This window comes from Tepidiphilus sp. HLB4, assembly GCF_054823945.1.
Genome location: NZ_JSYB01000042.1, coordinates 19,685 through 33,531, shown reverse-complemented (window position 1 = coordinate 33,531; position 13,847 = coordinate 19,685). Strand labels below are relative to the sequence as shown.

The 13,847-nt window shown below is 69.5% G+C and carries 12 protein-coding genes and 1 tRNA gene; 10 read left to right on the top strand and 3 right to left on the bottom strand.

From position 1 onward, the window contains the following. The first annotated feature begins 38 nt into the window (after nucleotides 1-38). A tRNA-Leu gene (locus tag OA56_RS07605) sits at nucleotides 39-123 on the top strand. Between the two features lie 31 nt (nucleotides 124-154). Here OA56_RS07605 and OA56_RS07600 read toward each other — a convergent pair. Further along, nucleotides 155-784 (bottom strand): class II aldolase/adducin family protein, encoded by a 630-nt coding sequence (locus OA56_RS07600; protein ID WP_055422591.1) that lies wholly within the window; start codon nucleotides 782-784, stop codon nucleotides 155-157. Continuing rightward, nucleotides 781-1,857 carry an S-methyl-5-thioribose-1-phosphate isomerase gene (gene mtnA / locus OA56_RS07595; RefSeq protein WP_461584450.1) on the bottom strand — a complete coding sequence of 359 codons (1,077 nt, stop codon included), beginning with the start codon at nucleotides 1,855-1,857 and terminating at the stop codon, nucleotides 781-783. The genes OA56_RS07600 and mtnA overlap by 4 nt, the downstream gene beginning before the upstream one ends. A 98-nt stretch (nucleotides 1,858-1,955) precedes the next feature. Between mtnA and OA56_RS07590 the strand changes: the two genes are divergently transcribed. Genes OA56_RS07590 through OA56_RS07550 form a run of 9 tightly spaced genes read left to right on the top strand, consistent with a single transcriptional unit; the run spans nucleotide 1,956 to nucleotide 12,430 of the window. Continuing rightward, nucleotides 1,956-2,219, top strand: coding sequence for a PP0621 family protein (locus OA56_RS07590; RefSeq protein ID WP_072247882.1), 264 nt, complete (start codon nucleotides 1,956-1,958; stop codon nucleotides 2,217-2,219). Further along, entirely contained in the window at nucleotides 2,206-3,726 is a 1,521-nt protein-coding gene (locus OA56_RS07585) for a two-component system sensor histidine kinase NtrB (RefSeq protein ID WP_461584448.1), read from the top strand. The genes OA56_RS07590 and OA56_RS07585 overlap by 14 nt, the downstream gene beginning before the upstream one ends. Nucleotides 3,727-3,778: 52 nt before the next feature. Further along, nucleotides 3,779-4,366 carry an anthranilate synthase component II gene (locus tag OA56_RS07580; protein WP_055422594.1) on the top strand — a complete coding sequence of 196 codons (588 nt, stop codon included), beginning with the start codon at nucleotides 3,779-3,781 and terminating at the stop codon, nucleotides 4,364-4,366. A gap of 48 nt (nucleotides 4,367-4,414) precedes the next feature. Next, nucleotides 4,415-5,467 (top strand): anthranilate phosphoribosyltransferase, encoded by a 1,053-nt coding sequence (trpD, locus tag OA56_RS07575; RefSeq protein WP_055422595.1) that lies wholly within the window; start codon nucleotides 4,415-4,417, stop codon nucleotides 5,465-5,467. Continuing rightward, entirely contained in the window at nucleotides 5,464-6,264 is an 801-nt protein-coding gene (gene trpC / locus OA56_RS07570) for an indole-3-glycerol phosphate synthase TrpC (protein ID WP_461584445.1), read from the top strand. The genes trpD and trpC overlap by 4 nt, the downstream gene beginning before the upstream one ends. A 38-nt stretch (nucleotides 6,265-6,302) precedes the next feature. Then, entirely contained in the window at nucleotides 6,303-7,328 is a 1,026-nt protein-coding gene (locus OA56_RS07565) for an efflux RND transporter periplasmic adaptor subunit (protein WP_072247875.1), read from the top strand. Continuing rightward, on the top strand, nucleotides 7,325-10,381 hold the full coding sequence (locus OA56_RS07560) for an efflux RND transporter permease subunit (RefSeq protein ID WP_461584443.1): 3,057 nt from the start codon (nucleotides 7,325-7,327) through the stop codon (nucleotides 10,379-10,381). The genes OA56_RS07565 and OA56_RS07560 overlap by 4 nt, the downstream gene beginning before the upstream one ends. A 43-nt stretch (nucleotides 10,382-10,424) precedes the next feature. Continuing rightward, the gene (locus OA56_RS07555) at nucleotides 10,425-11,078 is read left to right on the top strand and encodes a protein-L-isoaspartate O-methyltransferase family protein (protein WP_141054290.1); all 654 of its coding nucleotides are present in this window, start codon (nucleotides 10,425-10,427) and stop codon (nucleotides 11,076-11,078) included. Further along, nucleotides 11,075-12,430 (top strand): TolC family outer membrane protein, encoded by a 1,356-nt coding sequence (locus OA56_RS07550; protein WP_461584441.1) that lies wholly within the window; start codon nucleotides 11,075-11,077, stop codon nucleotides 12,428-12,430. Before OA56_RS07555 ends, OA56_RS07550 begins: the two co-directional genes overlap by 4 nt. On the opposite strand, the gene OA56_RS07545 is transcribed toward OA56_RS07550, so the two are convergent. Then, nucleotides 12,405-13,763 carry a 3-deoxy-D-manno-octulosonic acid transferase gene (locus OA56_RS07545; protein ID WP_461584439.1) on the bottom strand — a complete coding sequence of 453 codons (1,359 nt, stop codon included), beginning with the start codon at nucleotides 13,761-13,763 and terminating at the stop codon, nucleotides 12,405-12,407. The genes OA56_RS07550 and OA56_RS07545 overlap by 26 nt on opposite strands. Between the last annotated feature and the right edge of the window lie 84 nt (nucleotides 13,764-13,847).

Sequence of the window (13,847 nt, the reverse complement as noted above, 5' to 3'; positions counted from 1 at the left end):
CTTGGCAGCGGGAGGCTTCGATTATAATGGTTCGCCGTGCCCGGGTGGCGAAATTGGTAGACGCACCAGATTTAGGTTCTGGCGCCGCAAGGCGTGGGGGTTCGAGTCCCTTCCCGGGCACCAAAAGCACCGTTCAGGTGCTTTTTTATGTCTTTCAACGCCGGCCATAGCCGGCGATGGCCTCCTGTGCTTCGGCGATCTCTTCGTCTGTGAGATGGACCGGCTCGCCGAGCGTGCGGGCCCTCAGGTAGTGTTCGCACAGGGTTTCCAGCTCCTGCGCCAGGGCGAGCGCCTGGGGGAGGTCGCGGCCGAGGACGAGCATGCCGTGGTTGGCCATGAGGCAGGCGCGGCGGCCTTCGAGGGCTTCGAGCACGGCGTCGGAGAGCGCCTGGGTGCCGAAACGGGCGTAGCGGGCGCAGCGCACGTCGGGGCCGCCGAAGCGCAGGATCATGTAGTGGAAGGGGGGAAGGCCGCGGCGGTGGCAGGCGAGCGCCGTGGCCGCCGGGCTGTGGCAGTGGACGACGGCACCGGCCTCTGGCCGACTGCGGTAGAGGTCGCGGTGAAAGCGCCATTCGCTCGACGGTGGCCAGGGACCGGAGGAGATGCCTTCGAGCGTCATCGGCACCATCATCTCGGCGCCGAGTTCTTCCGGGGGGATGCCGGAAGGGGTGATGAGGAAACCTTCGACGGTGCGTACGCTGAGGTTGCCGGCGCTGCCGGGGTTGAGCCCGGTCTCGGCCAGACGTCGGGTGGCGGCAAGAAGCGCCTGGGCGGGGTCGATCATCGGTCGGGCTCCGGGAAGAGCTTGGCGGCGGCGAGCGGTGCGGGCCAGGCGCCGGTTTCGGTGAGGATGGCGGTGATCCAGCGCGCAGGGGTGAGGTCGAAGGCGGGGTTGCGCACCCGGGCCGGCAGTGGCGTGAGGCGTACGGGAACGGGCTCGTCCGTGCCGGGCGGCAGGCCGGCGACGGTGAGGACTTCGTCGGCGGCGCGCTCCTCGATGGGGATGGCGGCGCCGTTCGGACAGGTGGGATCGAACGTGGTGGCGGGCGCCGCCACGAGGAAGGGAACGCCGTGGGCGTGCGCGGCGAGGGCCTTGAGGTAGGTGCCGATCTTGTTGGCGACGTCGCCGTTGCGGGCGATGCGATCAGCCCCGACGAGCACGAGGTCGATGTCGCCCTGGGCGATGAGCAGACCGGCGGCGTTGTCGGCGATGAGGGTGGCGGGCACGCCGGCTTGCGTGAGCTCCCAGTGGGTGATGAGGCCCTGGTTGCGCGGGCGGGTTTCGCTGACGAAGACTTCGGGCGCAATGCCGGCAGCGTGGGCGAGGTAGAGGGGGGAAAGCGCCGTGCCCGCGCCGCAGGTGGCGGCCCAGCCGGCGTTGCAGTGCGTGAGCACGCGTACGGGGCGATCGAGCCGGCACGCCAATTCCTCGATCCAGGGTAGGCCGGCGCGGCCGATGGCCTCGCAGCGTTGGGCGTCGTCGGCGCGCTGGCGTTCGGCCTCACGCCAGGCAGCAGCGGGGCGCTCGGAGGGCGGCAGCGGCGCGAGCACGGCGCGCTGCGCTTCCAGCGCGAGGCGCAGGTTCACCGCGGTGGGGCGGGTGGAAAGCAGCCGGGCGATGGCGTCTTCCAGGGCGGCGTCGCTTGCGTCGCGCTCCAGGGCGAGCGCGAGGCCATGGGCGGCGGCAACGCCGATGAGCGGTGCGCCGCGCACGCGCAGGGCGACGATGGCTTCGAGCACGTCGTCGAGCGTGCCGAGCCGGCGCTCGACGACGCGCCAGGGGAGTCCGGTCTGATCGATAATGACGATGGAGTTGCCGTCGCGGCGCAGGGTGGCAAGCGGGGGAGTGAATGACATCGTGTAGGCAACGTCGGTCCGGGCAGAGAAAATCATAGCACGGCAGGAACATGGGCACGCGCTACAATCGCTTCTTTGGTCCGGTTCGGGATGCGGTGATGCGTTGGTTGTTCTGGTTCGTGGTGCTGCTGGCGGTGGTGTGGTGGGTGCGGCGGCGTTTTCTCGACGGCGGGGGATCGCGTCCGGGCGAGGAGAGCGCGCGGTCGGGGCGGGGGCACAGGAAGCCTTCCGCGGAGGCTGAGCCGATGGTGCAGTGCGCCCGCTGCGGGGTGTTCGTGCCGGCCTCCGAGGCGGTGCGCGCCGGGGGGCAGACCTTCTGCTGCGAGGCGCATCGGCAGGAAGGCGCGCGTGCGCGGGAGTGAGCCTTCCATCGCCGGCATGGCGGGAACGGTCGGCCGCCTAGGCGATCTGCTGCGCGTGGCCGTGGCCGGCGTGCTGCTGGTGGGCGGGCGGCAGATGTCGCTGGGCGAGGAATGGCCGTCGGCCTTCCTGTGGCTGAGCGTGGGCTACTTCGGCGCCGCCGTGGCATTGGCGGTGTTGCGGCCGCTGCGCCTGCGCCGGGCCGGTGCCTGGGTGACGGCGGCGGTGTTGTTGGACGTGGCGGCGCTCACCGGGGTGATGACGGTGAGCGGCGGATTCCGCTCGGGACTGGTTCCTTTCCTTTATCTGGCGGTGGGCGGGGCTTCGCTGGTGGTATCGCGCCGGCTTGCTGCTTTTTACGCGGCGCTGGTGGCGCTTGCCCTGCTGGGAGAAAACCTGTGGCGAACTGGGGTGGGAGGGGGGCCGAGCGATGCCTATCTCGTGGGCTTGAGCGGAGCGGGAGCCTTTGCGGTGGCCTTGGCGGCGCAGGCGGTGGGAGAGCGTCTGCGCCGGGCGGAAGCGTCGATCCGGGCACAGCAGGAGACGCTCGCCTGGCAGCGGGAGATCAACGATCGCATCCTACGCGAGCTGCGCGACGGGGTGCTGGTGATCGACGACGAAGACGTGGTGCGCTACGCCTCGCAGCCGCTGCGGCAGTGGTTGGGGCGGGAGCCGGTGGGGGAACGCGTCGAAGAAGTCCTGCCCGGAGTGGACCGGCTGCTGGCCCGACGCGGCGGGGAGCGCTGGGTGGCGGTTCAGGGGCGGCGGCTGCGCTGCCGCGCGACGGTGCCCTACCGCGGCGGCGGGTGGCTGGCGTTCGTGAGCGACCTGGAAGAGGTGAGCCGCGAATTCGAGCGCAACAAGCTCGCCTCGCTCGGAACCCTGGTGGGCGGGGTGGCGCACGAGGTGCGCAACCCTCTGGCGGCGGTAGTACAGGCGCTGGAGCTGATGCGGGGTGAGGAGAACGCGGCGGCGCGCGAGCGCTTGCTGGCGATGGCGCTCGACAATGCGGAGCGCATCGAGCACCTGGTGGAGGACATCCTGTCTTTGGGGCGACGACAACGGCCGCAGCCAGAAGTGCTCGATCTGGCTGGGTGGCTGAGGGAGTGGCGGCGCGAGGCGCTCGCGCGGCTCGGCCGCGGCGAGGAGGAAGTGGTGCTGGAGGTGGGCGAGGGCTTGCGCATCTGGATCGACCCCCTGCATTTGCGGCACATCCTCGACAATCTCGTCGACAACGCGGCGCAGTTTGCGAGCCGCCGCGCTGGGGCGATCCGCGTGCGCGCCCGGGCCGAAGGGGAGCGGGTGTGCGTCGAGGTGTGCGACGATGGACCGGGTGTGGCACCGGAAGTGCGCGAGCGCTTGTTCGAACCGTTCGCGTCTTCCCGGCCCGGTGGCACAGGCCTTGGGCTGTACGTGGCGCGCACGCTCGCGCAGGCGAACCAAGCAGAAGTGGAGTGGGTCGATAAGGGATGCTTTCGGGTGTGGCTGCCGCGGCCGGCGCAAGAGTGAGCACGGCGGTGGTGTGTACAATGGACCGTCCGACGGTCTGGGAGAAAGGGCGATGTTGCTGCTGATTGACAATTACGACAGTTTCACGTGGAATCTGGCACAGTACTTCGGCGAGCTCGGGGCGCAGGTGAAGGTGGTGCGCAACGACGAGGTGACGGCGGCGCAGATCGCGGCCTGGCGGCCGGAGTACCTGGTGATCTCGCCTGGGCCGTGCTCGCCGCGCGAGGCAGGCATTTCGGTGGAGGTGATCGAACGTTTCGCCGGCGAGATCCCCATCTTCGGGGTGTGCCTGGGGCATCAGGCGATCGGGGCGGCGTTCGGCGGGCGCGTCGTCCATGCCAAGCGCCTGATGCACGGCAAGACTTCGCCCGTGTTCCATCGCGGCGAGGGGGTGTTCGAGGGCTTGCCCAATCCGGTGGAGTGCACGCGCTACCATTCGCTGGCGGTGGAGCGCGAGTCGCTGCCCGAGTGCCTGGAGGTGACGGCCTGGACCGAGGACGGCGAGATCATGGGCTTACGCCACCGCACGCTGCCGGTGGAAGGGGTGCAGTTCCATCCGGAATCGATCCTGACGCAGCATGGGCACGAGATGCTGGCCAATTTCCTGCGCCAGCATGCGCCGCAGCCGGCGGCGGCCTGAAACGCGGCAAGGGAACGGGGTTTTCGATGAATCGGACGAGGGGTTGAAGTGGGAACGAAGATCACGCCGCGGGAGGCGTTGCAGCGCACAATCGAGCTGCGCGAGATTTTCTACGACGAGATGCTGGATCTGATGCGCCAGATCATGGCCGGCGAGGTCTCGCCGGTGATGATGGCGGCGATCCTCACCGGGCTGCGCGTGAAGAAGGAGACGGTGGGCGAGATCACCGCCGCGGCCCAGGTGATGCGCGAACTGGCGCTCAAGGTGGAAGTGCCACCGCCGCACGATCATCTCCTGGACGTGGTCGGCACGGGGGGGGATTCTTCACACACCTTCAACGTGTCGACCACGAGCGCCTTCGTCGTCGCCGCGGCAGGGGGCAAGGTGGCCAAGCACGGCAACCGCTCGGTGTCGTCCAAGTCCGGCAGCGCCGACGTGCTCGAGGCGCTGGGCGCGGACATCGAGTTGCCGCCGGAGGCGGTGGCGCGCTGCATCGCCGAGGTGGGAGTGGGATTCATGTTCGCGCCGGCGCACCACAGCGCCATGAAGAACGTGGCGGCGGTGCGGCGCGAGATGGGCGTGCGCACCATCTTCAACATTCTGGGGCCGCTCACCAACCCGGCCGGGGCGCCGAATTCGCTGCTGGGCGTATTCCACCCCGATCTGGTGGGGATCCTGGTGCGGGTGATGCAACGGCTCGGTGCCAAGCACGTGCTGGTGGTGCACGGGCTCGACGGGCTCGACGAAATCACCCTGGGCGCGGATACGCTGGTGGGTGAATTGAAGGAGGGCGAGATCACCGAGTACCGCATCCATCCGGAGGATTTCGGCCTGCCGATGGCCTCGAGCCGCAACCTCACGGTGGGCGACGCGCAGGAATCGCGGGCGCGGCTGCTGGCGGCGCTGGAGGGTGAGGCGGGGCCGGCGCGCGACATCGTGCTCTTGAACGCCGGGGCAGCGCTCTATGCGTCCAACGTCGTTCCTTCGATCGCCGAGGGCATCGAGCGCGCCCGCGAGGCGATCGACTCGGGCGCGGCGCGGGCCAAGGTCGATGAATTCGTCGCCGCCACGCGCCGTCTGGCGCAGGAGTCGGGGCGATGAGCGACGTCTTGCAGCGCATTCTCGCACGCAAGCGCGAAGAGGTGGCCGCGGCGCGGGCGGCCAAGTCCCGGACGGAGCTGGAGGCGGCAGCGCGGGCGCGGCTCGAGCGCGATGCGCCGCGCGGGTTCGTTGCCGCCATCGAGCGCAGGCTTGCGGCTGGTGAGCCCGCGGTGATCGCCGAGATCAAGAAAGCGAGCCCCTCCAAAGGGGTGATCCGGCCCGAGTTCGACCCGGCCGCGATCGCCCGCGCCTATGAAGCGGCCGGTGCCGCGTGTCTGTCGGTGCTCACCGACCGGGAGTTTTTCCAGGGATCGCCGGAATACCTCGCGGCGGCGCGCGCGGCCTGTGTGCTGCCGGCGCTGCGCAAGGATTTCCTCGTCGATGAATGGCAGGTGTGGGAAGCCTGCGCCCTCGGCGCCGATGCGGTGCTGCTGATCGTGGCGGCGCTCGAGGATGCGGCACTGCGCGATCTGGTCGCCTTGGCCCAGGAGCTGGGGCTGGACGTGCTGGTGGAAGTGCACGACGCGGCCGAGCTCGAGCGCGCGCTCGCCCTGCCGGTGCGGCTCGTGGGCATCAACAACCGGGACCTGCGCACCTTTGCCGTGTCGTTGGAAACCACCTGGGCGCTCTTGCCCCGCATTCCGGCCGACCGGATCGTGGTGACGGAATCGGGCATCGGCACGCCCGAGGACGTGGCGGCGATGCGCGCGCGCGGCGTGCAGACTTTTCTCGTGGGCGAAGCCTTCATGCGCGTGCCCGACCCGGGCGCGGCTTTGCGCGCGCTCTTTTTTGCCTGAGATTGGGGAGTGCGCCAGTGCGGCGATGGGGATGGGTGATGGCGGCCTGTGTGCTCCTTGCCGCCTGTGGGCGGCAGGAGACGCCGGCGCAGCAGCAGGAGCAGGCGGTGGTGGTGCGCACGGCACCGGTCCGGGCGGCGGAGCCAGCCCCGCTGGTGCTCTCCGGCACGGTGCGGGCGCGCTACGAGTCGCCGCTCGCCTTCCAGGTGGGCGGACGCATCGTGGCGCGGCTCGTCGACGCAGGGGCGACGGTGCGGGCCGGGCAGACGCTGGCGCGGCTCGATCCGAAAGACGTGCTCGCCCAGCTCGAGGCGGCGCAGGCGGCGGAGCGTGCCGCCCAGGCGCAGTGGCGTCTGGCGCAGAACGAGCTCGCGCGCACCGAGCGCCTGGCGGCGCAGCGCTTCGTCGGTGAGCAGGCGCTCGATCGGGCGCGCACCCAGCTCGAGGCCGCGCGCTCGCAGCTCGAGGCGGCGCAGGCGCAGGAGCGGCAGGCGCGCCACGCCATGGAATATACCGAGCTGCGCGCTCCGGCCGACGGCGTGCTCATGGAATGGAGCGCCGAGCCGGGGCAGGTGGTGGCGGCGGGGCAGCCGGTGGCCATGCTGGCACAAAAGGGCGAGCGGGAGGTGGAAGTGGCGCTGCCGGAGCGCTTCGGCCGGCAGCCGCCGCCGCGTGGTGAGGCCGTCCTGCCCGACGGCTCAGCGGTACCGCTCGAACTGCGCGAGGTGAGCGGAGCGGCCGATCCGGTGTCGCGCACCTTCCGCGCGCGCTATCGCCTGCTCACTGCCGAGCCGCCGCCCCTGGGCAGCGTGGTGCAGGTACGCCTGCCGCAGCCGCCGGTGGAAGGCTGGGAAGTGCCGGTGGGGGCGATGGACGAGCGCGGCGCTGGTCCGCGGGTCTGGCGGGTGAAGCAGGGGCGCCTCGAAGCGGTGCCAGTGGAAGTGCTGGCGGTCGAGAACGCCACGGCGCGCGTGCGCGGCCCTCTCGAGGCCGGCGATCATGTGGTGGCTTTCGGCACCCACGTGCTGCGCGAGGGGATGCGGGTCGAGGAGCGCGCACCGTGAGTTTCCCCAATCTCTCGGCGCTTGCCGTGCGCGAGCGCGCCGTCACCCTCTTCTTTTTGATCCTGTCGGCGCTCGCAGGGCTGTACGCCTTCCTCGGCCTGGGGCGGGCGGAGGATCCGGCCTTCACCGTGCGCATCCTCATGGTGTCGGCGCTGTGGCCGGGTGCGACGGCGCAGCAGATGGAAGATCAGGTGGCCCACCGCCTGGAGAAACGGCTGCAGGAGCTGGAATACCTCTACCGGTTGACGACGACGGTGCAGCCGGGACGGGTCGACATCCAGGTGGAGTTCGAAGAGTACGTGCCGCAGCGCGAGATCGGGCGGCTGTTCTATGAAGTGCGAAAACGCATGTGGGACGAAGGCCCGACGCTGCCCAAGGGGGTGATCGGCCCCGTCGTCAACGACGATTTCTCCGACGTCTATTTCAGCCTGATGGCCCTGACGGCGCCGGGAATGCCTTCGTGGGATCTGGTGCGCGAGGCCGAGGCGCTGCGCGACCGGCTCGCCCGCGTGCCCGGCGTGCAGAAGGCACAGCTCATCGGCGAGCGTCCCGAGCAGATTTTCCTGGAGCTCGACCTCGACCGCCTCATCCAGCTGGGGCTGACGCCGCAGGCGGTGTTCGATGCGATCGACGCGAACAACGCCCTGGTGCCGGCCGGATTCATCGACACCGCCGGGCCGCGGGTGTACGTGCGGCTTCCCGGGGCGGACCTGTCGCAGGTGGGGCGCATCGCCGCGGTGCCCTTGCGCGTGGGCGGACGCATTCTCACCGTGGGGGAACTGGGCAAGGTGCGCCTGGGGATCGAGGATCCTCCCTCTTTCCTGGTGCGGGCCCACGGCGAGGAAGCGATCCTTCTTGGCGTGGTGATGCAGCGCGGGGAAAACGGCCTCGAGCTGGGCAAGCGGCTCGCGCGCTTCGTGGCCGAAGAAAAGGCCCGCTTGCCGGCCGGCATGACGCTCTCCGTGCTCACCAACCAGGCCGAGGCGATCGCGCACGCCGTCGATCTCTTCCAGGTGAAGTTCCTCGTGGCGGTGGCGGTGGTGATGGGGGTGACTTTCCTCACCTTGGGCTGGCGCGCCGGGGTGGTGGTGGCCGTGGCCATTCCGGTGACGCTGGGGCTCACCTTTCTTGCGATGCGCTGGAGCGGGATCGACCTCGACCGCGTCTCGCTCGGCGCCCTGATCCTCGCCCTGGGCTTGCTGGTCGACGATGCCATCATCGCCATCGAGATGATGATCGTCAAGCTCGAAGAAGGCTGGGACCGGATCGCGGCGGCCGGCCATGCCTGGAACGTGACGGCCAAGCCCATGCTCTTCGGCACGCTGGTGACGGTGGCAGGATTCCTGCCCATCGGCTTTGCCCGCTCGGGCGTGGGGGAATACGCCGGGAACATCTTCTGGGTGCTCGGCTACGCCCTGGTGATTTCCTGGTTCGTGGCGGTGGTTTTCACGCCTTATCTGGGCGTGAAACTGCTGCCGTCCTACCGCAAGCGCGAGGCCGGGCATGGGGTGTACGATTCCCCGGCCTACCGCCGCTGGCGCGCGGTGATCGCCTGGTGCGTGGACCGGCGCAAGACGGTGGTGACGGCGACGCTCGGCTTGCTCGCACTGGGGGTGGCCGCCATGGTCGGGCCGGTGCAGAAGCAGTTCTTTCCCAGTTCGGATCGGCCGGAGGTGTTGGTGTCGATCTGGCTGCCGGCGGGCTCGGCCATCGAACGCACCGACGAGGTGGCACGGCGCATCGAGGCGATCCTCGCGCCCTTGCCAGAGGTGCGTTCGGTGTCGGCCTATGTCGGTCGCGGGGCGCCGCGCTTCTTCATCTCGGCCAACCCCGAGGAGCCCGATCCGGCTTTTGCCAAGATCGTGGTCGTGACCCAGGGGGTGGAAGCGCGCGAGAAAGTGATCGCGCTCTTGGAGCAGCACCGGCAGGCAGGGGAATTTGCCGAGGCGCGCATCCGCGTGCACCGCCTTCTCTATGGTCCGCCGGTGCCCTGGCCAGTGGCGTTTCGGGTGGTGGGGCCGGATCTCGAGGTGCTGCGCCGTCTGGGTGAGGAGGTGCGCGCGGTGATGGCAAGGAATCCTCACGTGCGCGACGCGCATCTGGAGTGGAACGAGCGCGCGCCGGCATTGGTGCTGGAGGCGCCGGCCGAGCGCCTGCGGGCCATGGGCTTGACGCCGCGGGAAGTGGCGCGGCAGCTGCAGTTCGCTTTGAACGGCATCCCGGTGACCGAGGTGCGGCGCGACATCCGCACCGTGACGCTGCTCGTGCGCGGCGAGGCGGCGGTGCGCGACCCGGCGCGGCTCGATAGCCTCGAATTGCGCACTCTCGATGGGGCTCGGGTACCGCTGGGGCAGGTGGGGCGGCTCGAAGTGCGCCACGAGGAAGTGCGCTACAAGCGCATGGATCGGGAGCGTTTCGTCGCGGTGCAGGGCGAACTCGAAGGGGCGCAGGCGGTGGACGTGACCGAGGCGCTGTGGGAAGCGCTCGCGCCGCTGCGCGCGGCACTGCCGCCCGGATACCGTCTCGAGGTGGGGGGCACGGTGGAGCAGTCGCGCAAGGCCGATGCATCCATCCAGAAACTGCAGCCGGTGATGGTGGCGGTGATGCTCATCCTCATCATGCTGCAGATGCGCGAGTTTGCCGGCACCTTCATGACCGTGGCCACCGCCCCCCTGGGCGTGATCGGGGCGGCGACGGCGCTGCTCGTCTTCGGCAAGCCGTTTGGCTTCGTGGCGCTTCTCGGTTTGATCGGCCTGGCGGGGATCCTGATGAGGAACACCCTCATCCTCACGCAGCAGGTACGAGACAATCTGGAGGCGGGAATGACGGCGACCGAAGCGGTGGTGGAGGCGGCGGTGCGGCGTACGCGGCCGGTGCTGCTCACGGCGCTGGCGGCGGTGCTCGCCTTCGTGCCGCTCGCGACCGATACTTTCTGGGGGCCGCTTGCCTACGTGCTGATCGGCGGCGTGATGGCAGGCACGCTCATCACCCTGTGCTTCGTGCCGGCGCTCTATGCGCTGTGGTACCGCCTGCCGCGGCGCGAAATGGGCTAGAATCGTAAGATCGTTCCATTTTCCGGTCGTAGGGAGCATGAGCATGGATTTCGAGCGGGCGCGGTTCAACATGGTGGAGCAGCAGGTGCGCACCTGGGAAGTGTTCGATCAGCGGGTGCTGGAGACGCTGATGACGGTGCGGCGCGAACAGTTCGTGCCGCAGTCCTACCGGACTCTGGCTTTCGCCGAAGTGGAGATCCCGCTGGGCTTCGGGGAGCGGATGCTGCGGCCGGTGATCGAAGGCAAGGTGCTGCAGGCGGTGCAGCTGCAGAAAGGCGAGATCGCCCTCGAGGTCGGTACCGGTTCGGGCTACTTCGCCGCCTGCCTCGCGCACCTGGGGCAGTGGGTGCACAGTGTCGAGATCGTGCCGGAGCTCGCCACGCGCGCGCAGGCAAACCTCGAGGCCGAAGGGTTCGACAACGTCGAGGTGATCACGGGCGACGGACTCAAGGCGCTCGCGGCGCCCGGCCCTTTCGACGTGATCGTGCTCTCGGGCGGGGTGCCGGAAGTGCCGCGTTTCCTGCTCGATGCGCTCAAGGCCGGAGGCCGGCTCTTCGCCTTCGTCGGCGACGAGCGCTTCATGCACGGCCGGCTCTACACCTGTTCCGAGCCGGGTAAGGTGCGCTACGAAGACCTCTTCGAAACGGTGGTGCCGATGCTGCGTGTGCCGCAGCCGGTAGCGTCGGCGTTGGTATGAGCGAATCGTACGCGCGAAGGCGCGGCGCCGCCCGCACGCTGCTGCGGCGCATCGCCTTGGGTATGGGCGCCGTGGCCGCCTTTGGCGCCGGTGCTGCGCAGGCGGCCGACCTGCTCGCGCTCTACCGCCAAGCCTTGGTGCAGGATCCGAGCTATGCGGCGGCGCGCGCCTCGATGATGGCCGGACAGGAAAAGACCGTGCAGGGGCGGGCGCTGCTCTTGCCGAACGTGGCGCTCGACGCCAACGCGCTGCACAACCGCCTGGAAGCGAGCGAGTTCGACAAGGATTACGGGTCGCACCAATGGACGGTACGGCTCACCCAGCCGCTCTTTCGCCTGCAGAACTGGGCGGCGGCCAAGCAGGGCGAGCTGCAGACGAGTTTGAGCGACCTGCAGTGGGCGCAGGCGCAGCAGGACGTGGCGCTGCGCCTGGCCCAGGCCTATTTCGACGTGGTCGCGGCGCAGGAAGCGGTGGCGGCGGCCGACGAGCTGCGCCGCGCCGCCGGCGAGCAGCTGCAGTTTGCCAAGAAGAGCTTCGAGGTCGGCACCGTTACCATCGTCGATGTCGACGAGGCCCAATCGCGTTTCGATCTGGCCGATGCCCAGCTCATCGCGGCGCAGAACCAGCTCGACGTGGCGCAGCAGGCTCTGGCGGCCATCGTGGTCGACTTGCCGCAAAAGTATGCCCACTTGCGGCCGGAAGTGAAACTGCGCGGCCCCGATCCGGCGCCGATGGATCCCTGGGTGGAGGCGGCACAGAAGGACAACTTCCTGGTACAGCAGGCGATGGTGAGCCGCGAGATCGCCCAGCGCGAAGTCCAGCGGCGCCGCGCGGGGCATCTGCCCAGCGTGGACGTGGTGGCGCAATATGGCAAATCGAAGGATCTGTCGCGTTTTCCGCCGTTGCAGACCGAGACGGTGGAGTCATCCCAGATCGGGGTGCAGCTGACGGTGCCGCTCTACGCTGGTGGCGCCATCCAGTCGCAGGTGCGCGAAGGGGCGGCGCTGCTCACCAAATCCGAGCAGGACGAGGAATACGCCAAGCGGCAGGCGGTGCTGAGCGCGCGGCAAGCCTATCTGGGTCTGACGAGCGGGCTGGCGCAGGTGAAGGCGCTGGAAGCGGCGCTGCAATCGTCCTTGTCGAACCTCGCATCCACCAAACTGGGCTACGAAGTGGGGGTGCGCATCAACGTCGATGTGCTCAACGCCATGGCGCAGGTGGCCGATGCGCGCACCCGGCTTTCACGGGCACGTTACGACACCTTGATGTGGCAGCTGCGGCTGAAAGCGGCGGTGGGACGGCTGTCGGAAGAGGACCTGGCCGCGGTCAATGCGCTTCTGGCCGAGGAGTGACGGGACCATCGATGCCGCGCTGCTCGAATCCAGGCTCGTGCTCGAGCCAGGGGGCGAGCAGGGCGAGCGTGCGTTCGGTGGCGCCGCGATGCGCTGCGAGGAAGATGGCACCGTGGGCGATCACTGCGGCGCGCTCGTCGGGCTGCTCGATCCAGCGCTGGGCGAGTTCGATCGCTTCCTGCGGGGTGCGCACCTGCACGATGGCCCGTGCCGCCACGCCCAGGGAAACGACCTCGGCGAAATTCTCCGTATGCGGCCCGACGATGGGGGGCGTACCGGCGGCGAGCGCTTCCAGCGGATTCTGTCCGCCGTGGCGCTCCCAGCTGCCGCCGATGATGGCCACGTCGGCGAGCGCGTAATAGGCGTAGAGCTCGCCCATGCTGTCGCCGAGCCAGACGTCGTCTTCGGGGTGCGGCAAGGAGGCGCTGCGGCGACGGTAGCGCAGGCCGTGGCGCTCGACGAGGCGGGCGACTTCGTCGAAGCGCTCGGGGTGGCGCGGCACGATCACCAGGAGCGGCGGTTCGCGGAACAGGAAATCCTCCCGTTCGGCCCATTCCTGCCGCAACCCTTCCCAGGCGCGCAGGAAACGGGCTTCCTCGCCTTCGCGGCTGCTGGCGAGCACGACGACGGGGCGGGGGCCGATGGCCTCGCGCCAGGTGTGCGCCAGCGCGATCGCCGCGGGTTCCGGGCTCCAGTCGAACTTGAGATTGCCGGTGACGACGACCTGACGCGCCCCCAGCGCGCGCAGGCGCTGCGCATCGGCCGCGCTCTGCGCTCCGACCTGCACGAAGGCGTTCCATTCGAGCGGCAGCAGCCAGCGAAAGCGCCGGTAGCGGCGGAAGGAACGCTCCGAGAGCCTGGCGTTGGCGAGCACGAGCGGCACGCCCTGGCGCTTGGCCTGCCGCAACCAGTTGGGCCAGATCTCGGTCTCCATCACGATGCCCAGGCGCGGACGCGTGCGCTCGAGAAAGCGTCGCACCCAGCGGCTGTGGTCGTAAGGGGCGTAGGCCTGCACGATGGCCGGATCGTGGGCCCAGAGCCGCTGGCCGGTTTCCAGCCCCGTGGGCGTCATGTGGGTGACGAGGAGCCGCAGCCGGGGATAGCGGCGGCGCAGCGCCCGTACCAGGGGGTGGGCCGCGCGCGTCTCGCCCACCGAGACGGCGTGGATCCAGACGGTGTCACGCGCCTCTTCGGGCAGCGCGATGCGACCCAACCGCTCGCGCCAGCGCTGCGCTTCATGGGGGTCGCCGCGATGGCGCAAGCGGTGGCGCAGCCGCAGCCACGGCCAGGCGAGCCGCCAGAGGGCGTCGTAGATGTGATAACGTAAAGACACGGGCGCCGTCGCAGAAGGTGGGCGATGGTGTTAGTTTAGCAAGTCCGGCGGCGGTGCGTCCAAGTGCCGGAAAAGAAAGGGAGA